Origin of the sequence: Paraburkholderia gardini (assembly GCF_907164575.1) — a bacterium.
GTDB classification, from domain to species: domain Bacteria; phylum Pseudomonadota; class Gammaproteobacteria; order Burkholderiales; family Burkholderiaceae; genus Paraburkholderia; species Paraburkholderia gardini.
On the sequence record NZ_CAJQYY010000026.1, the window covers coordinates 1 to 22,820 of the forward strand.

Here is a 22,820-nt window from a genome sequence, read left to right on the forward strand (position 1 = left end):
GCTTCGAGCCGGCTTCGGTCAGAAAGAGGAAACGGTCCTCGCTCACCTCGACGTCGAGCGGCGCGCCTTTTTCCTTCCAGTCGGGAATCAGTTCGGTGAGGGCGCGCGGATCCATCACCGCGCCCGAGAGAATGTGGGCACCGACCTCCGAGCCTTTCTCCAGCACGCACACGCCCAGCTCGACACCGGCTTCCTGCGCACGCTGCTTCAGGCGGATCGCCGCGGACAGCCCCGCGGGCCCGCCGCCGACGATCACCACGTCGTATTCCATTGATTCGCGCGTGGAAGCAAAATCATCCCTTGCGATTGTCGAGATACTCACAGAACTACGTCTCCATTTTTATAGCGAATACTTCGCGTTTTACGCGCCTCGCGAGCCGCCAGGCGAACCATCGCCGGTAGATAGCCGATAGCGAATTGCGGGTAGTGAGGGGCGTAGTTCAGGCGGCACACCTGGCATGCACGGCGGACGACGACTGCGCGCCGAGCCCAGCACCCCGCTTACGAAACGATGCCTTGCACGACATTCATCGTCAGCCGGCGGCCCTGCGGTGGGAAGACGCACCACGAGCCGTCGTCATGGCGAAAGAAGACAATTGAGAGCGTGCCGGATGCGCGCAGCGCTTCCACACGCACGCAACGCCATGGGTTCTGCCGGGAGCGGCTAAACCGCGTCACGCGGGTTTGCAGGGATGACACGGAACCCAACCACTTCTCGATCTGAACGTGTAACGACCTGTCTACGGTACCCATTTACTTCCCCATAACCGGCAAAATACGGAATTGCATGCTGTGCCGCGATGTACTCCGACGGAAGCAACGGTAGGGGAGCGCGGCCGCGCTGTCCCCCCCTCACTTTGGGGGGGCACCGCCCGCTCCCCATGCGCCAGGCGCGCACAGGTCAGGGGCAAAGGAGACATAACGAATACATGCGGACGATCGGCAGTCTCCAGCGCGTTCAGATACCACTGGATGCACTCCTCGATCTGCTTCTGACGCTTGTCGACCTTACCCTCTGTGAAGTTGCGATCGCGAGTGTTGACTGCCTTGAACTTGCTGTCGTCGATGGCAACAAGCGCTTGCGAGAACAGCTTCAGCTCAGGGCACAGCATCACGAAGCGGCCACACATGTCACGAATTCCGATGCCGTTGTCACGACGGCAGTCGAGCATCGTCTTGAAGTCCAGCGCCAGTCACCCCCTGAACCACATCAATTCAACATTGCGTTGGCACTTCCGCTCCAGGCGACGGGTCGATTGACCCGGGTTCAGGGTCGTCGTAGATATAGATATTCAGTAGAACTGGTGGATTAGAGGATGGTCGACCTGCAGCCGATGGCATCGTTCCATTGAAGCCAGGTGATGCAAGGTCAAGCTCTTCAACGAACGCCCCGGTGATCCTGGCCGGATTACTCCCAGCAACGAAGTCATCGAGGCATTCCGGAAGCAGCGTCACCTGCTCCCTAGTTGTTCTCCGTCTGTCGATGTTCTTCAGGGATTATGCACATGACAGGCGGCGAGGTTTAAGTGGCGAGGACATAAAGGCTGATTGACTGGCCGCGTGGCGATCAACCAGATTTCCACGCGACCATGATGCCCTCATTCGGGCTTTGCGCGATCTTACTGCTTCGGCCGTATCCGGTGGATTCTCCCCAGACTTCATCCCGTGCTCGCGCGCGTAGTTCAGATAGAGATGCATCTGCCCTGCGTCCGCATAGCTGAAGCGACCGACCTTGAGATCGATGATGACGAAGCATTTCAGACGTCGATGGAAAAACACCAGATCGACCCTGAACCACGTGTCATCGATTCTCAGGCGGCGCTGCCGGCCGACGAACGCGAAGTCGTCGCCGAGTTCCAGCAGGAAATCCGCCAGATGCTGAATCAGCGCCTCCTCAAGATCCGACTCCGAGTACTCGTCCTTGATGTCAGTGTTGCCGCAGACTTTGTTGTGCGCCGATATTTCGACAGAATCATCTTGACATTATATCTTTCGATATATATCTTACGATATGTTTTACGACAAACGGAGCCCGACCATGCGTCACCACCCTCATCACGATCATTCATCCTGGCACGACCGCCAGGCCTGCGCCGAGCGCTTTTCGTGGCAATCGCTGCATGCGCTCTGGCATGCGATCGGGCGTCAGCATCACCGGCGCGGCGGCGGCCCGTTCGGGGGTGGGCCGTTCGGCGGCGGCCCTGGCGGCTTCGGCGGTGAAGGCGATGGCTTTCCGCGCGGCCGTCGCTTCACGTCCGACGACCTGCAGCTGCTTCTGCTCGCGCTGCTCGCAGAACGGCCGAGCCACGGCTACGAACTCATCCGCGCGCTGGACGCGCGCTCGAATGGCTTTTACTCGCCGAGCCCCGGCATGGTGTATCCGGCGCTTACGTACCTCGAGGAAGTCGGTCACGTCACCGTCGAAGTCGAAGGCAACCGCAAGCGTTACGCGCTGTCGGAAAGCGGCCAGCAGTACCTCGGAGACAATCGCGAGCGCGTCGACCTGATGCTCGCGAAGCTCACGCATATCGGACGCAAGATGGATTCGGTGCGCCGCGCGTTTGCCGGCGAGGATCCCGCCGACCCGAGCGAAGGCGGCTGGGTGCCCGAACTGGTCGTGGCACGGCGCGCGCTGAAAAACGCGCTGGTGCTGCGCACCAGTGCATCGCCCGACGAACAGCGCCGCATCGCCGCGATCCTCGCGCGCGCCACGGCCGAAATCGAAGGTAAAACCGGCAGCGCGCCTTGAGCGCCGCGCCGGAACCGCATCTAAATGGAAAACCCCTCATGCTGAATACAAGTGCCGATCTGGCGGTGGTGCGCGTGCGCCATCCGCTGAAATTCCGTCTGCTTCAGGTGTCGCGCGTCGAACCGCTGACGCCGCATCTCGTGCGCATCACGCTGACCGGCGCAGACCTGCGTGATTTCATATCGGCGTCGTTCGACGACCACATCAAGGTGTTCTTCCCCGCGCCGGGCGAAGACAAGCCCGTGCTTCCGGTCGCGGGCCCGGACGGCCCCGTGTTCCCCGAAGGCCAGCCGCGTCCGGTCGCGCGTGACTACACGCCGCGCCGCTTCGATCGCGAAGCGGGCGAGCTTGTCATCGACTTCGTGATTCACGCGGTCGGGCCGGCTTCGGACTGGGCGCGCACGGCACACGTCGGCCAGTATCTCGGCGTCGGCGGGCCGCGCGGTTCGTTTGTGATCCCGCAAGGCTTCGACTGGCATCTGCTGATCGGCGACGAAACCGCGTTGCCGGCGATCAGCCGCCGGCTGGAAGAGTTGCCGGCCGGCACACGTGTCGCGGCCGTGCTGGAAGTGCGCGATCCGTCGGCGCGCATCGAGTTCGCGACGCAGGCCGATCTGTACACCGTGTGGTGCTATCCGGACGATGCGGACGATCGCGAAAGCACGCTGCTGGACGCCGTGCGCGAGACGTTCCTGCCGGAAGGCGAAGGCTATGTGTGGGCAGCCGGCGAATCGGCGGCGATCCGCGCGGTACGTCAGCACCTCACGACTGAATGTGGCGTCGACCGATCGCGCATCCGTGCAGCCAGTTACTGGAAGCGCGGCGCGGTGGCCGTCCACGAAGCGATCGATGACTGACGTTCCACGCCGCGGATCATCCGCGGAAACCGGTGGCGACGCCCGTCGCCACCGGCCATCACAGCGACAAGAACAAGAACCAGGACGTCATCAATGGATGCTTTAGCTCCAACCCGTGAACGCCGCCTGCTGTGGCTTCTGGCGTTGACCCAGTTCACCATCATCATGGACTTCATGGTGATGATGCCGCTCGGCCCGCAGATCATGGATGCGTTTGCCATCACACCGGCCGCATTCGCGATTGCCGTATCGGCGTACTCATGGTGCTCCGGGCTTTCCGGGCTGCTTGCCGCGACGTATATCGACCGCTTCGACCGGCGCCGTCTGCTGCTGTGGGTCTATGCGCTGTTCGCGCTGTCGAATCTCGCGTGCGCGCTGGCAGGCAGTTTTTCGCTGCTGCTTTTCGCGCGCGCTTTCGCGGGCCTGACGGGCGGCGTGCTCGGCTCGGTCATCATGGCGATCGTGACGGACGTCATTCCGCCCGCGCGGCGCGGCGCCGCGACCGGCACCATCATGACCGCGTTCTCGCTCGCCGCGATCGCGGGCGTGCCGGCGGGGGTGATGCTTGGCGCGCACTTCACGTGGGCGGCGCCGTTCGTGCTGCTGGTCGTGCTGTCGGTCGCGATCTGGCTGGCGTGCGCGCGCGTCGTGCCGTCGCTTTCGGGGCATCTCGAGCGCGGCACACCACCACTGAAGGAAGTGCTACCCGCGCTCGGCCGCTTGCTGGCGTTGCCGCGGCATCTGAACGCGTTCGCGCTGACCTTCACGATGATGGTTTCGCAGATGATGGTGATCCCGTTCATCGCGCCGATGCTGGTCGCGAATCACGGCGTCGAGCCGCAGCGTCTGTCATGGATCTATATGGCGGGCGGCGCGGCGACGTTCTTCACGTCGCGCGCGATCGGCCGCCTCGCCGACCGTTACGGGCGACGTTATATGTTTCGCGTTCTCGCCCTGCTCTCGGTGCTGCCCGTGATGTTCGTCACGCATCTGCCGGCGCTGCCGTTCTTCATCGTCGTGCCGTTCTTCGCGATCTTCATGGTCGCGGTATCCGGGCGCATGGTGCCGATGCAGGCGCTGATGACGACCGTTCCCGCGCCTTCACAACGCGGCGCATTCCTGAGCGCCAACAGCGCGGTGATGGCGCTCGGTACGGGTTGTGGCGCGTGGCTGGGCGGCCTGATGCTGTCGATCACGCCCGCGGGTCATATCGAAGGCTACGGCACGAACGGCTGGGCCGCTGTCGCGCTCGTGCTGCTGGCCCTCGCGTGGATCAGCCGCGTGAAGGCCGTCGATGAGCAGGTTTCGCCGGTGGTTCTGGAAGACGCCGGCGTGCAGGCGAGCCGGTAGCCGGTCCGGGATGTCTCGCGCAACGCGGTAACGCCCGGACCAGGCGGCCGACGATCACCCGGCATCCCCGCCCTTGTCCTTGCGATACAGCTTGATCACCGCGGAGAAGTCCAGCCGGCCCGCGCCCTGCGTGCTCACTGTCTGATACAGCTGCTGCGCGAGCGCGCCGAGATAGACGGGCTGGCGGGCGAACTTCGCGGCGTCGGTGGCAAGGCCCAGATCCTTCAGCATCAGATCCGTGCCGAAGCCGCCGGTATAGCCGCGCGATGAAGGTGCCGTTTCAATCAGGCCCGGAAACGGGTTATAGGTGTCCGAACTCCAGCAGCGCCCCGTCGACGTATTGATGATGCCCCCCAGCACCTTCGGATCGATGCCAAGCGCCTCGCCGAGCGACATCGCTTCCGCGACGCCGGCCATCGTGATGCCGAGCACGAGGTTGTTGCAGATCTTCGCGACCTGCCCCGTACCAGTATCGCCGCAATGCACGATGTTCTTGCCCATAGCGGAAAGCACGGATTTCACGTGCTCGTACGACGCGACGCTGCCACCCACCATGAACGTCAGCGTGCCCGCCGCCGCGCCGCCGGTTCCGCCCGACACCGGCGCATCGACGAATGTATTGCCGTGTTTCGCGGCGATTTCGGCGCATGCCTTGACGGTCGCGGGATCGATCGTGCTCGAATCGATGATCGTCACGCCTTTCGGGATGCCCGCGAGCACACCGTCTTCGGCGTTGAGCACGCTGCGCACGTGGGCCGCGGCCGGCAGCATCGTGACGACACATTCGACGCCGCTCACGGCCGCTTTCGCCGAGTCCGCCGCTTTCGCGCCTGCGTCGACGAGCGACTGTACCGCCTGCGCGTTCAGGTCGAACACGTTGACGGTATGGCCTGCCTTCAGCAGATTGAGCGCCATCGGCGCGCCCATGTTGCCGAGTCCGATGAAACCGATTTTCATGGTGCTGTCTCCGTTGCGTGCATTCAGGATCGCGGCCTAGCGCAGGCTGATCGTCGTGTTGACGCCGTCGTTCACGGTGGCGTCGTCGAACCAGCGTGCGATGACGGTTTTTGTCTGCGTGTAGAACTGCACGACCTGCTTGCCGTACGGACCGAGATCGCCGAGCTTCGAGCCGCGCGAGCCCGTGAAGCTGAACGCGGGCACGGGCACCGGAATCGGAATGTTGATGCCGACCTGACCGATATCGATATCGCTCTGGAATTTACGCGCCGCCGCGCCGCTCTGCGTGAAGAGCCCCACGCCGTTGCCGAACGGATTGCGGTTGACGAGTTCGATCGCCTCATCGAGCGTCGGCACGGTCACGACCGACAGCACCGGTCCGAAGATTTCAGTGCGGTAGATTTCCATATCGGTCGTGACGCCGCTGAAGATCGTCGGGCCGATGAAGTTACCTTTCTCGTAGCCCGGCACCTTGATGCCGCGGCCATCCAGCGCGAGCGTCGCGCCTTCCTTCAGGCCGGCCTCGATCAACCCGAGAATGCGTTCCTTCGCCGCACGCGAGACCACTGGCCCGATATCCGTGTTTGCCTCGCTGCCTGCGTTGACCTTCAGCGTCTTCGCTTTTGCGACGAGGTCCGGCAGCCACTGCGCGGACGCGCCGACCAGCACGACCACCGACGTCGCCATGCAGCGCTGCCCCGCCGCACCGAAGCCCGCGCCTGCCAGCGCGTTGAGCGTCTGTTCGCGGTTCGCGTCGGGCAACACAACGGCATGATTCTTCGCGCCCATCATGGACTGCACGCGCTTGCCATGTTCGCTGCCGAGGCGATAAACGTGGGTACCGACAGCCGTCGAGCCGACGAACGAAATCGCCTTGACGAGTTCATGCGTACACAGTGCATCGACGACTTCCTTGCCGCCGTGCACGACGTTCAGCACGCCCTTCGGCACGCCGGCTTCGATCGCGAGTTCGACGAGTTCCATCGTCGACATCGGATCCTGTTCCGAAGGCTTCAGCACGAACGTATTGCCGCAGACGATCGCCATCGGGAACATCCACAGCGGAATCATCGCCGGGAAGTTGAACGGCGTGATGCCCACGCACACGCCGAGCGGTTGACGCAGCGTATACGTATCGACGCTACCCGCGACGTTCTCCGCGAATTCACCCTGCTGCAGGGTGCCGATCGAACATGCATGCTCGACGACTTCGAGCCCGCGAAAGATATCGCCTTCCGCATCGGGAAGCGTCTTGCCCTGCTCCGCGCTCAGCGTCTTCGCAATGCGCGGCATATGCTCGCGAATCAGCGCCTGATACTTCAGCATGATGCGCATGCGGGCGCCGATCGGCGTGTTCTTCCACGTCTTGAACGCGTCGTGCGCGGCACGGATCGCAGCGTCGACTTCGCTGACCGTGGCAAACGGCACGCGTGCGAGCACGTCCTGCGTCGCCGGATTGACGATGTCGCGCCATTCAGTGGATTTCGATTCGACGAATTCGCCGTTAATCAGCAGTTTGACGGTCGCGACGCCGGACGCCTTGCTGGCGAGGGTCGATGGATGTGCACTCATCTGGATTCTCCTTTGCGTTTGGCCGCTCGCGCAGCCGCACATCAATGCAAACAATGAAAGACGGCAATCAGGCCGTACAACGCGTAAAACGTATCGTCTAGCGCTTCGAAGCGGTCTCGCGCAGCTCGGGGAAATCTTCTTCCCAGTATTCGCCAGGCAGGCGCGCGGGTTCCGCGTCGCGCTCCAGTTCGCGCCGGCGCAGCTCGACGCGGCGGATCTTGCCGGAGATGGTCTTCGGCAGTTCGCTGAACTGCAGCCGGCGAATCCGCTTGTAGGGTGCGAGTTTTTCGCGCGAAAACGCGAACACCGCACGCGCCAGTTCCGGCCCTGCTTCGTAACCCTGGCGCACCGTGACAAATGCTTTGGGTACCGACAGACGCAACGCATCGGCGCTCGGCACAACCGCCGCTTCGGCGATGGCCTCATGTTCGATCAGCACGCTTTCGAGTTCGAACGGGCTCAGGCGGTAGTCGGACGACTTGAACACGTCGTCCGCGCGGCCGACATAGACGTAGTAGCCGTCGTCGCGCCGCATCGCGACATCGGACGTGTGATAGAAACCGTTGCGCATCGCCTGCACGGTGGCCTTCTCGTTGTTCGCGTAGCCGGTCATCAGGCCAAGCGGACGCTGGTCCAGCGGCAGCGCGATTTCACCTTCGGTAGCCGGTTGATCGTCGGCGTCGACGAGTTCGATCCGGTAGCCTGGCAACGGTCGTCCCATCGCTCCCGCCACGACTGGCTGGCCCGGCGAATTGCCGATCTGGCAGGTGGTTTCCGTCTGGCCGAAGCCATCGCGAATGGTGACGTTCCACGCATGACGCACGCGCTCGATGATCTCCGGATTGAGCGGCTCGCCCGCGCCGACAATCTCGCGCAGTTTGACAGGGTATGACGCGAGCGGCTCCTGCACGAGCATGCGCCAGACAGTCGGCGGCGCGCACAGCGTCGTGACGTTAAAGCGCACGAGCGCGTTGAGGGTTTCCTTCGGCTCGAAGCGCGGCGTGTTGAAAATGAACACGCACGCACCCGCATTCCACGGTGCGAAAAAGCAGCTCCACGCGTGCTTGGCCCAGCCAGGCGAACTGATATTCCAGTGAACGTCGCCGGGTTGCAGGCCGATCCAGTACATCGTCGACAGATGGCCCACCGGATAGCTCTGATGCGTATGCTCGACGAGCTTCGGCTTCGACGTGGTGCCGGACGTGAAGTACAGCAGCATCGGGTCGGTCGCGTGCGTAGGACCATCGGGTTCGAACGACGACGGTGCTTGAGCGGCGCGCGCGAGATCGATCCAGCCTTCACGCGGCGCGCCTGCTGAAATGCGCGTGACACCGGCATCGATCGCGTCGAACTTCGCCAGCTCGCCGCTATCGACCACGACGTACTGCGCGCCGCCGATCTGCACGCGATCGCGCACGTCGTCCGGTGACAGCTGGGTCGTCGCGGGCAGCACGATCGCGCCGAGCTTCATTGCCGCGAGCATCACGTCCCACAGTTCGACGCGATTCGGCAGCATCAGCAACAGGCGATCGCCGCGCCCGACGCCGATTCCGCGCAGGAAGTTCGCCATGCGCGCCGAGCGCTCCGACATCTGCGCATACGTGTAGCGCGTGGGTTCGCCCGCTGCGCCGTCGACGATCATGAGTGCCGGCTGGTCGTTATTGCGCGCGAATGTGTCGAAATAGTCGAGCGCCCAGTTGAACTCGCCGAGCGTGGGCCACGTGAACTCGCGATACGCACTGTCGTAATCCGTGCGATGGCGAAACAACAGGTCGCGCGCCGCCAGAAAGCTGTTCGCTGCAGTCATCGTTGTCTCCTGATTGGCGCATACGCGCTCTATGTCTGATTATTTTGCGCTCAAACGTTCCGCGCGATCACCATTCTTTGTACCTCGCTGGTTCCTTCGTAAATCTGCGTGATGCGGGCATCGCGATAGTGGCGCTCCACCGCGTAGTCTTCCAGGTAACCGTAGCCGCCGTGAATCTGGATCGCTTTCGAACACACGTCTTCAGCGATTTCGGAGGCGTACAGCTTCGCCTGCGATGCCTCCGACAGACACGGCAACCCTTCGCTGCGCAACCGCGCCGCGTGATGCACGAGCAGGCGCGCCGCGTTCAGGCGTGTCGTCATGTCGGCGAGCATGTTCGCGATGGTTTGATGGTCCTTCAGCGCCTTGCCAAACTGGATGCGCTCGTTCGCGTAGACACGCGCCGCGTCGAACGCCGCGCGCGCGATGCCGACTGCCTGCGCCGCGATACCGATACGTCCGCCTTCCAGGTTCGACAGCGCGATGCGCAGACCTTCGCCGGGCTGGCCGAGCAGATTTACTTCGGGCACGGCGCAGTCGTCGAACGAAATCGGGCAGGTGTCCGACGCGCGGATGCCAAGCTTCTTTTCCGGCTTGCCAACGTTGAACCCTGGCGTGGCGGTCGGCACGATAAACGCCGAAAGACCGCGCTTGCCGCGATCGGGATCGGTGACGGCGAATACGATTGCGATATCGGCGCGCGAACCGTTCGTCACGAACTGCTTGCTGCCGTTGATGATCCACTGGCCGTCGCGCAACACGGCACGGGCGCGCAGATTGTTCGCCTCGGAACCGGCTTGCGGCTCGGTCAGACAGAACGCCCCGAGGCGTTTTCCCGTTGCCAGATCGCGCAGATACTGGTCTTTCTGCGCGTCGGTGCCGAAGTTCAGCACCGGGCCGCAGCCGACGGAGTTATGCACGCTCATCAGCGTCGCGCACGACGCGCAGCCCGCGGCGATTTCTTCTATTGCGAGCGCATAAGCCACATAATCGCTGTAGGAGCCGCCCCATTCCGCAGGCACGATCATGCCCAGAAAACCGAGTTCGCCCATCTGCGTGACGATTTCCGGCGGCAATGCGCCGGCGCGATCCCACTCGCCCGCATGCGGTGCGAGACTATGGGTCGCGAAGTCGCGTGCTGCGTCGCGGATCATCCGTTGTTCGTCGGTGTAGAAATCGTGCATGGGGTCCGCCTTGCCTTGTGAGCGAATGGGGCGCATGGGTTCGCGCGTGTTACGTTCGGTCTGCGCCACACGCGGCCGTGATGCCGCGCCAGGACGGATCGGTCTGCGCTGCACCGCGTTGCTGCAGCGCAGCGTCGCGACGTACGCGCAGCGGCGCCTGATCAGAAAAGTGTAGGCAGTCCACGGCCCAGGTTCGATGCTCAGCCCGCTCAATCTCGGTGAGCGCATTTACCATAGTCAGGATGAAAAGCGAAAAAGGCACCATTTCCGTCAGTCTCGTCGAGGAAACGCTCGCCCTCGCCCGTGCGCGCGGGCTCGACGTGCGGCCTGTCATCGAAGCCGCCGGCATCGCGCCACAGGTGCTGGCTTCACCGAAAAGCCGCGTGACGTCGGCGCAATATGGCGCGCTGTGGGCCGGTATCGCCCGTGCGCTCGACGACGAATTCTTCGGCCAGGACTCGCATCCGATGAAAAGCGGCAGTTTCGTCGCGATGACGCATGCGGCGCTCACCGCACGCACCGGCGCACACGCGCTTGCGCGCGCTGTCGGTTTCATGCGGCTCGTGCTGGATGACCTGCATGTGCGGATCGTGAAGGACGCGACGCGCGTCAGGCTCGAATTCACGCATCGCGAAGGCACACCTGCTCCGACCATGTTCGCCTGTGCGACGTATTTCATCCTGGTCTACGGCCTCGTGTGCTGGCTGGTCGGGCGACGCATTCCACTGCTTCAGGCGCATTTTCGCTGCGCGGAACCGCCGGCTGCGCACGAGTACCGGCTGATGTTCTGCGACGACATGGCGTTCGACCAGGACGCATCGTTCGTCGATCTCGCGCCGGCGTTCCTCGATCTGCCGGTCGTGCAGACCGCGAAATCGGCAAGAACCTTTCTGCGCGATGCGCCCGGCAATTTCGTCGTCAAGTACCGCAATGCCGGCTCGCTGGCGGTGCGCGTGCGCAAGCTGCTGCGCGCGCTGCCGATGTCCGCGTGGCCCGGCTCCGATGAAATGGCACTGCGCCTGCATGTCGCCGAAGCGACGATGCGCCGCCATCTGAAGCTGGAAGGCTATACGTATCAGTCGATCAAGGACGATCTGCGGCGCGACATCGCCATCGGCGAGTTGCAGGACACCGACCACGCGATCGCCGACATCGCGGCGAGCGTCGGTTTTGCCGAACCCAGCGCGTTTTACCGCGCGTTTCGCAAATGGACGGGCATGCGTCCGACCGATTACCGCGTCACGTCGCTCACGCAGCCAGCGGAAGCGGACTAAGCTATAGCTATCAGGCCAGTCCTTTCCGTCCGGCGCTTGCCGACAAGGTGTGCCGGCTGTCCGCGATGAGAACGTACTCGTTTCTCCTGCTCCGGCAGTCTGGTCCGCACCGTCATGTACCCCGTGACGGCCTTGCGGCCCAGTGTTTGAGCGTTCTGCGCGGCGCAGCCGTGTCGGGACTGCTGATGGCGTTGGCGGCCCTTCTGCCACATTCCCCTTTATTCGCGGCGCCGGCCTCAAAAAGCGTCGTCGTGATTCCGGTCAACGGCGCAATCGGCCCGGCAAGCGCGGATTTCATCGTTCGCGGCCTCGCGCGGGCAGCCCACGATCACGCGCAACTGGCCGTCATCCAGCTCGATACGCCCGGCGGCCTGGATACCTCGATGCGGCAGATCATCAAGGCGATCCTGGCTTCCCCCGTGCCTGTCGCTGCGTTTATCGCGCCAGGCGGAGCACGGGCCGCGAGCGCCGGCACCTATATCGTGTACGCGAGCCATATCGCGGCGATGGCGCCCGGCACCAATCTCGGCGCGGCAACGCCGGTGCAACTCGGGCTCGGCAGCGCTGCGCCGCAGCAACCAGGCGCGTTGCCTGCAGCGGGCGGCGGGAAAGCCGCTTCGTCACCGGGCGCGGCGTCCGAACCGGGCGCGCTCGATACGCAGTCGACCGAAATCCGCAAGCAGGTACACGATGCGGCTGCCTATATCCGCGGACTCGCGCAACTGCGCGGACGCAACCAGGTCTGGGCCGAACGTGCCGTGCGCGAAGCCGTCAGCCTGTCGGCGCGCGAGGCGCTCGACCAGCATGTGGTCGACCTGATCGCACGCGATGTCCCCGACCTGCTGCATCAGCTCGACGGGCGCACGGTCAACACCATCGCGGGAGACCAGCATCTCGCGACGAATGGAGCGCCTGTCGTCACGCTCGAGCCCGACTGGCGCAGCCGCTTTCTTGCGGTCATCGCCGATCCGAACGTCGCGCTGATCCTGATGATGATCGGCGTATACGGGCTTTTCTTCGAATTCGCCAATCCGGGTTTCGTGCTGCCGGGCGTCGCGGGCGCGATCAGCCTGCTCGTCGGGCTGTTCGCGCTGCAACTGCTGCCGGTGAACTTCGTCGGGCTCGGGTTGATCTTTCTCGGCATCGCGTTCCTGATCGCCGAGGTTTACCTGCCGACCTTCGGCACGCTCGGCTTTGGCGGGATCATCGCGTTCGTGATCGGCGCGTTGATGCTGATCGACACCGACGTGCCCGGCTACGGTGTGCCGGTTCCGCTCATCGTCTCGCTCACGGTTTTCAGTGCGCTCTTTATCTTCACGGTGTCGAGCGTGGCGATGCGCGCGCGGCGGCGGCCGGTCGTCACGGGTAGCGAAGCGATGCTGGGCAGCGTCGGCATCGTGCTGGACGACAGTGTCGTGTCGCCGGATGGTTCGGCGACGAACCAGGCCTGGGCGCGCGTGCATGGCGAGCGCTGGCGCGTAACAAGCGCAGAGCCGCTTGCCACAGGATGCGAAGTGCGTGTCACCGGGCGGCGCGGCCTGTTGCTGACGGTTGTGCCGCTCGCGCGCCATCCATCACCACAGGGAGAACACTCATGATCGGTTTCACGTTCGGCTTTAGCAGCATCCTGCTTCTGGTGATCATCGTGCTGATCGCGTCATCGGTGCGCATTTTTCGCGAGTACGAACGCGGCGTGGTGTTCATGCTCGGACGCTTCTGGAAGGTCAAGGGACCGGGACTCGTACTGATCATTCCAGTCGTGCAGCAGGTGGTGCGCATGGATCTGCGCACGATCGTGTTCGATGTGCCGCCGCAGGACGTCATCACGCGCGACAACGTCTCCGTCAAGGTGAACGCGGTGATCTATTTTCGCGTCGTCGATCCGGAGCGGGCCGTGATCCAGGTGGCGCGCTATTTCGAGGCCACCAGCCAGCTTTCGCAGACGACGCTGCGCTCCGTGCTCGGCAAGCACGAACTCGACGATCTGCTTGCCGAACGCGAACAGCTCAATGCCGACATCCAGAAGGTGCTTGACGCGCAGACCGACGCGTGGGGCATCAAGGTCTCGAACGTCGAGATCAAGCATGTGGATATCAACGAAACGATGATCCGCGCGATCGCGCGTCAGGCGGAAGCCGAGCGCGAACGACGCGCCAAGGTGATTCACGCGCAGGGGGAACTGCAGGCTGCCGCGCATCTGCTGGAGGCGGCGCAGATACTCGCGCGCCAGCCGCAGGCCATGCAGCTGCGTTATCTGCAGACGCTCACCACCATCGCCGCAGACAAGAACTCGACCATCGTTTTCCCGCTGCCCATCGACCTGCTGACGGCCGTGGTCGACCGGATGGGAAAAGCGTCGAATGCCTGACATGCAAAGTTTTTGAAGGCATGAGCGACGTGCATTCATGGCATTGCGCGCAACAATGCATTGCCAGATGACGTCTTCCTGTTCGCAGGTCGCACATCTAGAATGTCAGGGTTATCCCTTATAAAAGCCACCGCTACCATGAACATCATTTCCCGTATCGCTGCCGGCGCACTGCTCGGCACGCTGCTCGTGCCTGCTGTATTCGCCCAGACCGCGACGCAGACATACGATCCTTCCGCACCGAAGACCCGCGCCGAGGTGAAAGCCGATCTCGTGGCGTGGCGTGCGGCCGGTTACGATCCGTTCGACTGGATCAACTACCCGACGAACGCGCAGCAGGCGGGCCAGATTGTCGCGGCGCGACGCGCCCAGTCAGCAGCCACCCCGCAATAACCGGGTAACAGGTAACAGGCCACACCCTGTCGCATCGGTCGCGCTATCCTGAGTCGGGTATCCTCACGCTCCTTCGACTCCGGAAGCCGACACGATGCAAATCTGGGTAGACGCGGACGCCTGTCCGGTCGTCATCAAGGACATGCTGTTTCGCGCCGCGCGGCGCGTCAGCGTGACCGTCACGCTGGTCGCGAACCAGTTCCTGCGTGTTCCTCCTTCCCCCCTGATCCGCACGATCCAGGTGCCGGCCGGCTTCGATGCCGCCGACGACCTGATCGCTGAACGCGTGGTGGCGGGCGACCTCGTGATCACCGCCGACATCCCGCTTGCCGCCGCCGTGCTGCGGAAAAACGCGCATGCGCTCGATCCGCGCGGCAACTGGTACAGCCCCGGCACGATCGAAGAACGCCTGCGCATGCGCGCGATGCTCGACCAGCTGCGCGGCAGCGGCGTCGACACGGGCGGCCCGTCCGCCTTCAGCGCGCGCGATACAAAAACCTTCGCGGGAGAACTCGACCGATGGCTGGCGCGCCATGCGCCGCGCCCCGTTCCGCCTTCTGCCGCGCCTGGCTCCCCGTCTGCCGGTACGTCCACGCCCGACGGCGATCCGCAAGATCCGCACGAAGACTGAAGCGCGTCAACCGGTGTTGCACCGCCTCCACGAAGCACGCGACGAACTGCTACTTCACAATCAATCGTGTTTACAATCCGCCCGTAGCATGCGGTTATGGCTGGTCTGCGTCCGGTTTCGTCTGCCTTGCGCCCGGAACGAAGCCTCCGCTCATCACAAGAAAACCATCAGGACACAACGAGAGACGCACTCATGGACTCCGTAAAACGCTATTTCGGCTTCGACGAAGCCGGCACCAATCTGCGCACGGAAGTGCTTGCAGGCGTGACCACGTTCCTGACGATGGCCTACATCATCTTCGTGAATCCAGCGATTCTCGGCGATGCAGGCATGCCGAAAGAATCCGTGTTCGTCGCCACCTGTCTCGTGTCCGCGCTCGCCACGCTCATCATGGGGCTGTACGCGAACTACCCGATCGCCTGCGCGCCGGGCATGGGGCTCAACGCCTATTTCGCGTACACGGTCGTGAAAGGCATGGGATTCACGTGGCAGGCCGCACTGGGGGCCGTGTTCATTTCCGGATGCCTGTTCCTGATCGTGACGCTGTTCCGGGTGCGCGAAGTCATCGTGAACGGTATTCCACATTCGATCCGTATTGCCATCACGGGCGGCATCGGCCTCTTTCTCGCGATCATCTCGCTCAAGTCGGCGGGTATCGTGGTGGGCGATCCGGCGACGCTTGTCACGCTCGGCAACCTGCACAGCGCGCATGTGGTTCTCGCGATCGTCGGCTTTTTCACGATCGCGACGCTCGACTTCCTGCGCGTGCGCGGCGCGATCCTGATCGGCATCGTCGGCGTGACCGTGCTCAGCTTTTTCTTCGGCGGCAATCATTTCAACGGCATTGTGTCCGCACCGCCTTCGATCGACGCGACGCTCTTTCACCTCGATATCCGCGCTGCGCTGTCAGGCGGCGTGCTCAACGTGATTCTCGTGTTCTTCCTCGTCGAACTGTTCGACGCGACCGGCACCCTGATGGGCGTCGCGAACCGCGCCGGCCTGCTCGTCGAAGGCAAGATGCATCGCCTGAACCGGGCGCTACTCGCCGACAGTACCGCGATTCTGGCGGGCTCCATGCTCGGGACGTCGTCGACGACGGCGTATATCGAAAGTGCGTCTGGCGTGCAGGCCGGTGGCCGCACGGGCGTGACGGCAATTACCGTCGGCGTGCTGTTCCTCGCCGCGCTGTTTTTCGCGCCGCTCGCGGGCGTCGTGCCGGGATACGCGACCGCGCCGGCGCTGCTCTACGTGTCGTGCCTGATGCTGCGCGAAATGGCCGACCTGCCGTGGGACGATGCCACGGAAGTCGTGCCGGCCGCCCTCACCACACTGCTGATGCCGTTCACGTATTCGATCGCAAATGGTGTTGCGTTCGGTTTTATCTCGTACGCCGGGCTGAAACTGCTGACGGGTCAGGTACGTCAGGTAAAACCTGTTGTATGGATCATCGCGGCCGTTTTTCTGTTCCGCTATTTCTATCTGGGCTCCGAATAGGCGCTCCTGACAAACCACAAAGGATGCCGCCGCGTGCAAAACTCCACCTCACAGGACCGCTATTCGAAGCCCGCCGTGTTCTTTCACTGGGCAGTCTTCCTGCTCGTCGCGCTCGCATATCTGGCCATCGAGATTCGCGGCCCGAAGGGCAGCGATAGCCGCATCTTCTGGAACGGGGTGCATTACTGGGCCGGCACGCTCGTGCTCACGTTCGCGGTTTTCCGGCTGGTGTGGCGCTTGTGGCGCGGCGCGCCCAATGAGATCGAAGTCAATCCCGTGCTGACCTTTCTCGCCCGGCTCGCTCACGTCGCGCTGTATCTGTTTATTTTTGTGCAGCCGCTGCTTGGCATTCTGACGCTCAATACCGGCGGCCATCCGCTGACGCTAGCCGGATTGAACGTCGAAATCACGCTGGTGGGAACCGACACGATTGCGCGACACGCGATAAAAAGCGCGCATGAGTGGATTGGCAATGCGTTTTACTTCGTGATCGGACTGCATGCGCTGGGCGCGCTCATGCATCACGTCGTCTTCAGGGACCGCACGCTGCGACGCATGCTTTGAGCGCATCACGGACGTAGCCCGTCGACGCAGCGTGGCAGTATCCGCCTCGACCGGGGTGAACTTCGGGCAAACTTCGACGCCGCCCTATCCGATGGCGGCGGTCACGCTGATCCGCTCGCGCGTCACGCGCCCGATACCCCAACCTAGTTGCGCAGGTTCGCCTGGTAGAAACGCACGTAACCGCTGCGCAGCACGAGACATTGCGCCCGTGTTTCCGACAGCAACCTGCGCGTTGCGGCTTCAATGTGTTCACGGTGCGTGGAGAATGCGCCGATCATGTCTTCGAGGCGTGTCGATGCGGCCCCGTAGTGGTCTTCCAGCGTTTCGGCGGTAATCATGCACTCCACCCTCTCCCCATCGACCATTACCGGGAATGCCAGGGTAAGTTCTTGTCCCGAGTATTCAGGGGTTTCGTTCAGGAAAATGATCTGCATGGGAATCGCCTTTCGGGTGACGAACAATCAATCGGGGCCACACATGTCTGCTAAAAGCGCCTCCTGACCGGTTACATGCGCGGATGACAGCCGCACAATCCGTAACGTGACACGCCGGGCGGCTGATTTTATTCACTTTAGACGACTTCTGCCGGGCTGCAAGTTTTCCCTGCCGCGCTCACCGTCGCGACGCAGTCGATATGAAGCACTGGCCCGCGCCGGCCGTGGATTCCGGGCTTTTCGGGTCTTTCCCGGCCGGTTCGTCGCGGCAGGTAGCGAAACGTCGTTACATGCCGCGCACTCCGTTTTCTCCCGCATGTGAAGACCTGGACGCATCTTGTATGATGGGGAATCCATCCGCTGCCATGCTGCAGCGCGCCATGAATAGCGGTGGCGACTCGCGAGGCTACGCATCTCGCGGGCGCGTTCGGGAAGAACCGGAGACATGCATTGACGCAACGCTATTCGACGCCACCCGCAACGGCACTCCCGGATGTCATCGCAACGGCTCACGCGCGCTCGTTGAGCGTCGGACTGCGCGCATCCGAAGCACCCGATTTCCATCCGCTGCGCCGCCCGGCGTTGCGCGAACTCGTCGAGCGCAATCACGCGCTATGCGCCCACGCATTGCCGGTGATGGAGACGTTGTACGCGCAGATCGTCGATACGCAGAGCATGGTGCTGCTCACCGATAGCGAAGGCGTCATCCTGCACAGCTTTGGCGATAGCGACTTCGTCGAAAAAGCGAATCGCGTCGCGCTGTGCGCGGGCGTGTCATGGGCCGAATCGGATCGCGGCACGAATGCAATCGGCACCGCACTCGTCGACGGACAGCCGACCGTCGTTCATGCCGACGAGCATTTTCTTCACGCGAACCGGATTCTCACCTGCTCCTGCGCACCGATTGCCGACCCGTTCGGGCGCACGATCGGCGCGCTCGATGTGAGCGGCGACACCCGCGGCTTTCACAAGCACACGCTGGCGCTCGTGCGGATGTCCGCGCAGATGATCGAAAACGTGATCTTCACGAACCAGTTCGCCGACGTCATCCGCATTCATTTCCACGCGCGTGCTGAATTCATCGGCACGCTGTTCGAAGGACTCGCCGCGTTCGCACCGGACGGCCGGTTTCTCGCCGCCAACCGCAGCGCGCTGTTCCAGTTCGGACGCCCGCTCGCGACCCTGCAAACGCAAACCTTTCCCGAACTGTTCGGCATGGCGCTGCCCGCGCTGCTGAACCATGCGACATACCGGCCCGGCGAATGCGTGACGCTCACGTTGCCAAGCGGCGTGCGCGTCATCGCGCGCGGCGAATATGCAGCAGGCGCGCGACAGGTGTTTCGCGCACCTGCCGATGAAGGCTTCGAAACGGGTGTGCGGTCCATACGCGCCACACGCCCGGCGAACGCGCCGGCCCAGAATGTGACGTTCGCGACGCTCGACACCGGCGACGAACAGATGTCGGCGGTACTTCGGCGCGTCGGGAAAGTGCGCGGCCGGGATATTCCGATTCTGGTGCTCGGGCACACCGGCACCGGAAAGGAATGGCTTGCGCGCGCGATCCATAACGATTCGCCGCGTCGCGATGCACCGTTTGTCGCGGTGAACTGCGCGTCGCTGCCCGATACGCTGATTGAAGCGGAACTGTTCGGCTACGAAGATGGCGCGTTTACCGGCGCGAAGAAACGCGGCAGCGTCGGCAAGATTGTTCAGGCCGACGGCGGCACGCTCTTTCTCGATGAAATCGGCGACATGCCGCTCGCGCAGCAGGTGCGGCTGATGCGCGTGCTGCAGGAGCGCAACGTCGTGCCGCTTGGCGGAACGCGAGCGATTCCTGTCGACCTGCGTATCGTCTGCGCGACGCATCGCAACCTGCGCGCGATGATCGAAGCCGGCACGTTCCGCGACGATCTGTATTACCGCATCAACGGCCTTGCCGTCACGTTGCCGGCTCTCAGCGAACGAACGGATCTCGCCGCGCTGATCGCACGCATGCTCGATCTGCAACGCGACAGCGACGCCGTTCCAGCGCGTGTTTCGAGTGCCGTGCTCGAACGCTTCCAGCGTTGCCGCTGGCCGGGTAACCTGCGGCAAATGGCGAACGTGCTGCGCACTGCGGCCATCATGGCTGAAGGCGAGGACGAGATCGGACTCGAGCATCTGCCGGACGATTTCCTGCAGGACTGCGACACCGCGCCCGAACGCTACGTGTCGCCGTCGATGCAGACCGTGCGAAGCGCCAGCACGACGCCGGGGAACATGCAGGACTGGCAGGTAGCGCTGATCGAACAGACGCTGGGGCGCAACGCAGGCAACGTGTCGGCGACCGCGCGTGAGCTCGGGCTCGCGCGAAATACGGTTTACCGTTATCTGCGGCAGCGGCGCACGCACTGAAACCGGCTCCCGGTTCACATGACGCGGCGGCTTAAGCTAAGCTTGCACGTTCTGGACACCTTCCCGTGATTGCCGGGAGAACCCGTCATGGCCTGCCGCCCCTCTTTCGAACCTGATTCAGGCGCCCGCGTTTGTGGTGGTAACAACGTGCGAGTGACATCGCATGCAAAGAGACTGTGCGGGTTGAACGATGTCTGAGGCCGCGCGACCGTTCTCCGTGCGTATCGAGCCGTCAGGGAAAACGTTCGAGGCACCGGATTCGCTGACCGTGCTCGAGGCCGCCGGCTTCGCCGGCTTGCGGCTGCCACGATCGTGCCGCAACGGCACATGCAGAACGTGTCTGTGCCAGATGAAGGAAGGCGAGGTGCGATACACGATCGAATGGCCCGGCCTGACCAGGGAAGAAAAGACCGAAGGTCTGATCCTGCCCTGCGTGGCGATTGCCGCGTCGGATCTGGTGATCGAGGTGCCTGACGCAGTCGAGCTCCAGAACACCTGAGCGCGAACTTACATGCGCGAACCCAGTGCGCGCTCGATCTTCTGGTCGGTCTTGTACTGGCTCAGTGCATACACCGACCAGATTGCGGCCGGAATCCAGCCAATCAGCGTGATCTGCAGGATCAGACAGATGATCCCGGCGAACGGGCGCCCGATCGTGAAAAACTGGAACCAAGGCAGGATGATGGCAAGCAATAGACGCATGTCTGTTTCTCTTTCTGCAAATCGCGCGCTTTCGACACGCGGTTAATCAATCGATCGGCGTAAACCGCGAAACGGTTGTGCCTTCGTGTTCGACAGGTTCGAAAAACACCGAAGCTGGACGGGTCCAGATCGTACCATTCGCCGCGCGGTAGACGATCATCGTCACGCCCGGGTCCGACTCCAGCGTCGCCTCGCAGACCAGTTCGTAGATGCCGCCCTTGTAGTGCCGGTAGCGCACGGATTCACTCCTGTTCAGGTTGCAGCAGCAGGTAACGCGCGATTTTCAGCTCGCGTTTTCCTTCATCTGCTTCAGATGTTTGTAGACGGTCGCGCGTCCCATACCGAGCACGGCAGCCACATAGTTCGCCGAGCTCTTGCCGCGGAACGCGCCTTCGGCATAGAGCGCCTCGACCAGTTCGCGCCTGTGATCGCGCGTAAGCGCATTCAGGCCTATCTGCCGTTCACGCAGCCAGCCATGCAGAAACGTGTTGATGCGATCCTGCCAGTCGTCGCGAAACAGTTCGTCCGGCTGCGCGACGATGCCCGCACCCTTGATAAACAGGTCGAGCGTGGAGCGCACCTCATCGAATACCGCGATATTGAAGTTAATGCACATCATGCCCGCGGGCTTGCCTTCGTCGTCGAACAGCACGTTGCTCACGCAACGCATGCGGCGACCGTCCCAGTTCAGCTTTTCATACGGACCGATCACCCGTTCGCGTGCCGAGTGATCGACTTCCTCCAGCGCCGAATCGTCGCCGATTTCGCGCCGCGACAGGTTGTTCGCGAGGTACAGCACCGTCTGGTCGCGCAGATCGTGGATGACGACCTCGGCGTACGGGAAAAAGAGCGTCGCGATACCGTCCGCGAGCGGCGCGTAACGGGTTAGCAGCAGGTCTTTGACAGGTGACGACTTTTTCTTGCGCATGGGTTCTGTAAGCACGTGGGGCGGATCGGAACGCACTGCCATGTTCCGGCAGTGCTGGCAGGCGCGGGGGAATCGTCGCCACCCGGAACGTTTCTGTCAAGCATCGCGCAGCGCGCGCAGATGCTGCAACAGCCCGTACGCAATCGCCACATCTTCGAGCCCGAGGCCGATCGAGCGGAAAAAGACCGGTTTTTCGTACGCCGGAACCGGGCACGTGCCGCAGAGCAGTTCCGGCAGATCGCCCGCCACGCGCTGCGCGGACCAGCCATGCCGCTCCGCGGCCAGCTTCATTTCACCCGCGCTGCCCGGCGTCGTGCGACGGTAATCGCAATACACGTCCATATCCGGCAGCCACGCGGGATCGATCTCGTGCGCATTCGCGACGTTCGTGCTGATCGATGTGACAAGCGCGGGCCTCGTGAGCGCGCCTTTGGGTAGCACCGATGTGCCCGACGACGTGCAAAGCATCACCACGTCCGCATCGCGCACACAGTCCTCGACGTTCGCGCTGAACGTCGCGCGCGCGTCGATTGCGCGCAGCGTGGCCTGCTTCGCCGTATCGCGCGGCAGATCGGGCGAAAACACGCGGATCGATTCCCACGGCCGCAGCGGCGCAACGTGCCGCAGATGCGCCTGTGCGATTGCGCCGGAACCGACGATCGCCAGCTGCCGCGCGCCCGCGGCAGCAAGATGCCCGACCGCGAGCGCCGTGGTTCCGGCGGTACGCTCGGTCGTCAGCAATCCGGCGTCGCACCACATCAGCGGCTGGCCTGTTTCCATCGACATCAACGCGGTCCACGCCGTGACGACCGGCCGGCCGCCCGTCACGATGTAGGGCGAAAGCTTGGCGCCGAACACCTTCGCCTGCGCCATCGCACCGAGGTACGTGATGAAGTCGCCGGATTGCGCGGGAAAGAGTGTGAGCGTCTGCGGCGGCTGTACGGCGTTGTCCTCGCCCAGCGCGCGAAACATCGCCGCGAGCGCGCCCTGCACATCCAGTGCGGGTAACGCGCGCCGCACGATGTCTTCATCGACGATCAGCGGCATAGCCTGTTCATTTCTGCTCATACGTATTTCTCCAGATCGGGGGGGCGCGCGAAAAGCAGGTTGCACGCCTTAAATTGTAGACATAGAGTCTATTCTAGACTATTAAAACCAGACT

At 63.2% G+C, this 22,820-nt stretch carries 23 protein-coding genes and 2 pseudogenes; 12 read left to right on the forward strand and 13 right to left on the reverse strand.

Translation table 11 applies throughout. The features are described 5' to 3' along the window. The 4 genes and pseudogenes from LPA34_RS20260 to LPA34_RS20275 all read right to left on the reverse strand — a co-directional run. Positions 1 to 271, reverse strand: a 271-nt coding sequence (locus LPA34_RS20260) for an NAD(P)/FAD-dependent oxidoreductase (RefSeq protein ID WP_228981518.1), incomplete at its 3' end; no start/stop codon positions are given. 230 nt (positions 272 to 501) lie between these two features. Further along, positions 502 to 753 carry a hypothetical protein gene (locus LPA34_RS20265; protein WP_228981520.1) on the reverse strand — a complete coding sequence of 84 codons (252 nt, stop codon included), beginning with the start codon at positions 751 to 753 and terminating at the stop codon, positions 502 to 504. A 182-nt stretch (positions 754 to 935) separates the two neighbouring features. Next, a pseudogene (locus LPA34_RS20270) lies at positions 936 to 1,485 on the reverse strand (transposase); the annotation flags it as partial. Positions 1,486 to 1,497: 12 nt separating this feature from the next. After that, positions 1,498 to 1,929 (reverse strand): annotated as a pseudogene (locus tag LPA34_RS20275) (PDDEXK nuclease domain-containing protein); the annotation flags it as partial. Between the two features lie 109 nt (positions 1,930 to 2,038). Between LPA34_RS20275 and LPA34_RS20280 the strand changes: the two are divergent. From LPA34_RS20280 to LPA34_RS20290, 3 genes are all read left to right on the forward strand, one after another. After that, complete coding sequence (locus LPA34_RS20280; RefSeq protein ID WP_228981521.1) at positions 2,039 to 2,749, forward strand: PadR family transcriptional regulator; 711 nt, start codon at positions 2,039 to 2,041, stop codon at positions 2,747 to 2,749. Between the two features lie 38 nt (positions 2,750 to 2,787). After that, complete coding sequence (locus LPA34_RS20285; RefSeq protein WP_228981523.1) at positions 2,788 to 3,606, forward strand: siderophore-interacting protein; 819 nt, start codon at positions 2,788 to 2,790, stop codon at positions 3,604 to 3,606. Positions 3,607 to 3,699: 93 nt separating this feature from the next. Next, positions 3,700 to 4,956, forward strand: a complete 1,257-nt coding sequence (locus LPA34_RS20290) for an MFS transporter (RefSeq protein ID WP_228981525.1) — start codon at positions 3,700 to 3,702, stop codon at positions 4,954 to 4,956. Between the two features lie 54 nt (positions 4,957 to 5,010). On the opposite strand, the gene mmsB is transcribed toward LPA34_RS20290, so the two are convergent. The 4 genes from mmsB to LPA34_RS20310 form a co-directional block, all read right to left on the reverse strand. Continuing rightward, positions 5,011 to 5,913 (reverse strand): 3-hydroxyisobutyrate dehydrogenase, encoded by a 903-nt coding sequence (gene mmsB, locus LPA34_RS20295; RefSeq protein WP_228981528.1) that lies wholly within the window; start codon positions 5,911 to 5,913, stop codon positions 5,011 to 5,013. Positions 5,914 to 5,949: 36 nt separating this feature from the next. Beyond that, positions 5,950 to 7,485, reverse strand: a complete 1,536-nt coding sequence (locus LPA34_RS20300; protein WP_228981529.1) for a CoA-acylating methylmalonate-semialdehyde dehydrogenase — start codon at positions 7,483 to 7,485, stop codon at positions 5,950 to 5,952. Between the two features lie 97 nt (positions 7,486 to 7,582). Further along, positions 7,583 to 9,292, reverse strand: a complete 1,710-nt coding sequence (locus tag LPA34_RS20305; RefSeq protein WP_228981532.1) for an AMP-binding protein — start codon at positions 9,290 to 9,292, stop codon at positions 7,583 to 7,585. A gap of 50 nt (positions 9,293 to 9,342) precedes the next feature. Beyond that, positions 9,343 to 10,476 (reverse strand): acyl-CoA dehydrogenase, encoded by a 1,134-nt coding sequence (locus LPA34_RS20310; RefSeq protein ID WP_228981534.1) that lies wholly within the window; start codon positions 10,474 to 10,476, stop codon positions 9,343 to 9,345. Between the two features lie 242 nt (positions 10,477 to 10,718). Between LPA34_RS20310 and LPA34_RS20315 the strand changes: the two genes are divergently transcribed. The 7 genes from LPA34_RS20315 to LPA34_RS20345 all read left to right on the forward strand — a co-directional run bounded on the left by LPA34_RS20315 (position 10,719) and on the right by LPA34_RS20345 (position 17,200). Further along, a complete protein-coding gene (locus tag LPA34_RS20315; protein WP_228981537.1) occupies positions 10,719 to 11,750 on the forward strand; it encodes an AraC family transcriptional regulator in 1,032 nt (343 codons plus the stop codon). Positions 11,751 to 11,815: 65 nt separating this feature from the next. Then, positions 11,816 to 13,348: an NfeD family protein gene (locus LPA34_RS20320; RefSeq protein WP_407672477.1), complete on the forward strand. Its 1,533-nt coding sequence runs from the start codon at positions 11,816 to 11,818 to the stop codon at positions 13,346 to 13,348. Then, positions 13,345 to 14,118 carry a slipin family protein gene (locus LPA34_RS20325; protein WP_228981538.1) on the forward strand — a complete coding sequence of 258 codons (774 nt, stop codon included), beginning with the start codon at positions 13,345 to 13,347 and terminating at the stop codon, positions 14,116 to 14,118. Before LPA34_RS20320 ends, LPA34_RS20325 begins: the two co-directional genes overlap by 4 nt. A 138-nt stretch (positions 14,119 to 14,256) precedes the next feature. Further along, on the forward strand, positions 14,257 to 14,511 hold the full coding sequence (locus LPA34_RS20330; RefSeq protein ID WP_228981541.1) for a DUF4148 domain-containing protein: 255 nt from the start codon (positions 14,257 to 14,259) through the stop codon (positions 14,509 to 14,511). 94 nt (positions 14,512 to 14,605) lie between these two features. Next, on the forward strand, positions 14,606 to 15,142 hold the full coding sequence (locus LPA34_RS20335; protein WP_228981543.1) for a YaiI/YqxD family protein: 537 nt from the start codon (positions 14,606 to 14,608) through the stop codon (positions 15,140 to 15,142). A gap of 192 nt (positions 15,143 to 15,334) precedes the next feature. Continuing rightward, positions 15,335 to 16,636, forward strand: coding sequence for an NCS2 family permease (locus LPA34_RS20340; RefSeq protein WP_228981545.1), 1,302 nt, complete (start codon positions 15,335 to 15,337; stop codon positions 16,634 to 16,636). Positions 16,637 to 16,669: 33 nt separating this feature from the next. Further along, positions 16,670 to 17,200 (forward strand): cytochrome b, encoded by a 531-nt coding sequence (locus tag LPA34_RS20345; protein ID WP_228981548.1) that lies wholly within the window; start codon positions 16,670 to 16,672, stop codon positions 17,198 to 17,200. Between the two features lie 143 nt (positions 17,201 to 17,343). On the opposite strand, the gene LPA34_RS20350 is transcribed toward LPA34_RS20345, so the two are convergent. Continuing rightward, on the reverse strand, positions 17,344 to 17,634 hold the full coding sequence (locus LPA34_RS20350; protein ID WP_228981550.1) for a DUF1488 family protein: 291 nt from the start codon (positions 17,632 to 17,634) through the stop codon (positions 17,344 to 17,346). A gap of 450 nt (positions 17,635 to 18,084) precedes the next feature. On the opposite strand from LPA34_RS20350, the gene LPA34_RS20355 reads away from it, so the two are divergent. Together LPA34_RS20355 and LPA34_RS20360 are read left to right on the forward strand one after the other, a co-directional pair. Then, complete coding sequence (locus tag LPA34_RS20355) at positions 18,085 to 20,028, forward strand: sigma-54-dependent Fis family transcriptional regulator (RefSeq protein WP_228981552.1); 1,944 nt, start codon at positions 18,085 to 18,087, stop codon at positions 20,026 to 20,028. 190 nt (positions 20,029 to 20,218) lie between these two features. Next, positions 20,219 to 20,527, forward strand: coding sequence for a 2Fe-2S iron-sulfur cluster-binding protein (locus LPA34_RS20360; RefSeq protein WP_228981554.1), 309 nt, complete (start codon positions 20,219 to 20,221; stop codon positions 20,525 to 20,527). 8 nt (positions 20,528 to 20,535) lie between these two features. Here LPA34_RS20360 and LPA34_RS20365 read toward each other — a convergent pair whose 3' ends face one another. From LPA34_RS20365 to LPA34_RS20380, 4 genes are read right to left on the reverse strand one after another with little or no spacing between them, the layout of a single operon-like run. After that, positions 20,536 to 20,730, reverse strand: a complete 195-nt coding sequence (locus tag LPA34_RS20365; protein ID WP_090534227.1) for a YqaE/Pmp3 family membrane protein — start codon at positions 20,728 to 20,730, stop codon at positions 20,536 to 20,538. A gap of 46 nt (positions 20,731 to 20,776) precedes the next feature. After that, positions 20,777 to 20,968 (reverse strand): DUF1653 domain-containing protein, encoded by a 192-nt coding sequence (locus LPA34_RS20370; RefSeq protein ID WP_228981555.1) that lies wholly within the window; start codon positions 20,966 to 20,968, stop codon positions 20,777 to 20,779. Positions 20,969 to 21,013: 45 nt separating this feature from the next. After that, the gene (locus tag LPA34_RS20375) at positions 21,014 to 21,700 is read right to left on the reverse strand and encodes a helix-turn-helix transcriptional regulator (RefSeq protein WP_324251762.1); all 687 of its coding nucleotides are present in this window, start codon (positions 21,698 to 21,700) and stop codon (positions 21,014 to 21,016) included. A 54-nt stretch (positions 21,701 to 21,754) separates the two neighbouring features. Then, positions 21,755 to 22,726 (reverse strand): ornithine cyclodeaminase family protein, encoded by a 972-nt coding sequence (locus tag LPA34_RS20380; protein ID WP_228981557.1) that lies wholly within the window; start codon positions 22,724 to 22,726, stop codon positions 21,755 to 21,757. Positions 22,727 to 22,820: the final 94 nt, after the last annotated feature.

What these genes read in the sequence shown, in the direction of transcription:
- LPA34_RS20265 (WP_228981520.1), bottom strand. Translation starts at nt 753, where the DNA reads ATGGGTACCGTAGACAGGTCGTTACACGTTCAGATCGAGAAGTGGTTG.
- LPA34_RS20280 (WP_228981521.1), top strand. Translation starts at nt 2,039, where the DNA reads ATGCGTCACCACCCTCATCACGATCATTCATCCTGGCACGACCGCCAG.
- LPA34_RS20285 (WP_228981523.1), top strand. Translation starts at nt 2,788, where the DNA reads ATGCTGAATACAAGTGCCGATCTGGCGGTGGTGCGCGTGCGCCATCCG.
- LPA34_RS20290 (WP_228981525.1), top strand. Translation starts at nt 3,700, where the DNA reads ATGGATGCTTTAGCTCCAACCCGTGAACGCCGCCTGCTGTGGCTTCTG.
- mmsB (WP_228981528.1), bottom strand. Translation starts at nt 5,913, where the DNA reads ATGAAAATCGGTTTCATCGGACTCGGCAACATGGGCGCGCCGATGGCG.
- LPA34_RS20300 (WP_228981529.1), bottom strand. Translation starts at nt 7,485, where the DNA reads ATGAGTGCACATCCATCGACCCTCGCCAGCAAGGCGTCCGGCGTCGCG.
- LPA34_RS20305 (WP_228981532.1), bottom strand. Translation starts at nt 9,292, where the DNA reads ATGACTGCAGCGAACAGCTTTCTGGCGGCGCGCGACCTGTTGTTTCGC.
- LPA34_RS20310 (WP_228981534.1), bottom strand. Translation starts at nt 10,476, where the DNA reads ATGCACGATTTCTACACCGACGAACAACGGATGATCCGCGACGCAGCA.
- LPA34_RS20315 (WP_228981537.1), top strand. Translation starts at nt 10,719, where the DNA reads ATGAAAAGCGAAAAAGGCACCATTTCCGTCAGTCTCGTCGAGGAAACG.
- LPA34_RS20320 (WP_407672477.1), top strand. Translation starts at nt 11,816, where the DNA reads ATGAGAACGTACTCGTTTCTCCTGCTCCGGCAGTCTGGTCCGCACCGT.
- LPA34_RS20325 (WP_228981538.1), top strand. Translation starts at nt 13,345, where the DNA reads ATGATCGGTTTCACGTTCGGCTTTAGCAGCATCCTGCTTCTGGTGATC.
- LPA34_RS20330 (WP_228981541.1), top strand. Translation starts at nt 14,257, where the DNA reads ATGAACATCATTTCCCGTATCGCTGCCGGCGCACTGCTCGGCACGCTG.
- LPA34_RS20335 (WP_228981543.1), top strand. Translation starts at nt 14,606, where the DNA reads ATGCAAATCTGGGTAGACGCGGACGCCTGTCCGGTCGTCATCAAGGAC.
- LPA34_RS20340 (WP_228981545.1), top strand. Translation starts at nt 15,335, where the DNA reads ATGGACTCCGTAAAACGCTATTTCGGCTTCGACGAAGCCGGCACCAAT.
- LPA34_RS20350 (WP_228981550.1), bottom strand. Translation starts at nt 17,634, where the DNA reads ATGCAGATCATTTTCCTGAACGAAACCCCTGAATACTCGGGACAAGAA.
- LPA34_RS20360 (WP_228981554.1), top strand. Translation starts at nt 20,219, where the DNA reads ATGTCTGAGGCCGCGCGACCGTTCTCCGTGCGTATCGAGCCGTCAGGG.
- LPA34_RS20365 (WP_090534227.1), bottom strand. Translation starts at nt 20,730, where the DNA reads ATGCGTCTATTGCTTGCCATCATCCTGCCTTGGTTCCAGTTTTTCACG.
- LPA34_RS20375 (WP_324251762.1), bottom strand. Translation starts at nt 21,700, where the DNA reads ATGGCAGTGCGTTCCGATCCGCCCCACGTGCTTACAGAACCCATGCGC.
- LPA34_RS20380 (WP_228981557.1), bottom strand. Translation starts at nt 22,726, where the DNA reads ATGAGCAGAAATGAACAGGCTATGCCGCTGATCGTCGATGAAGACATC.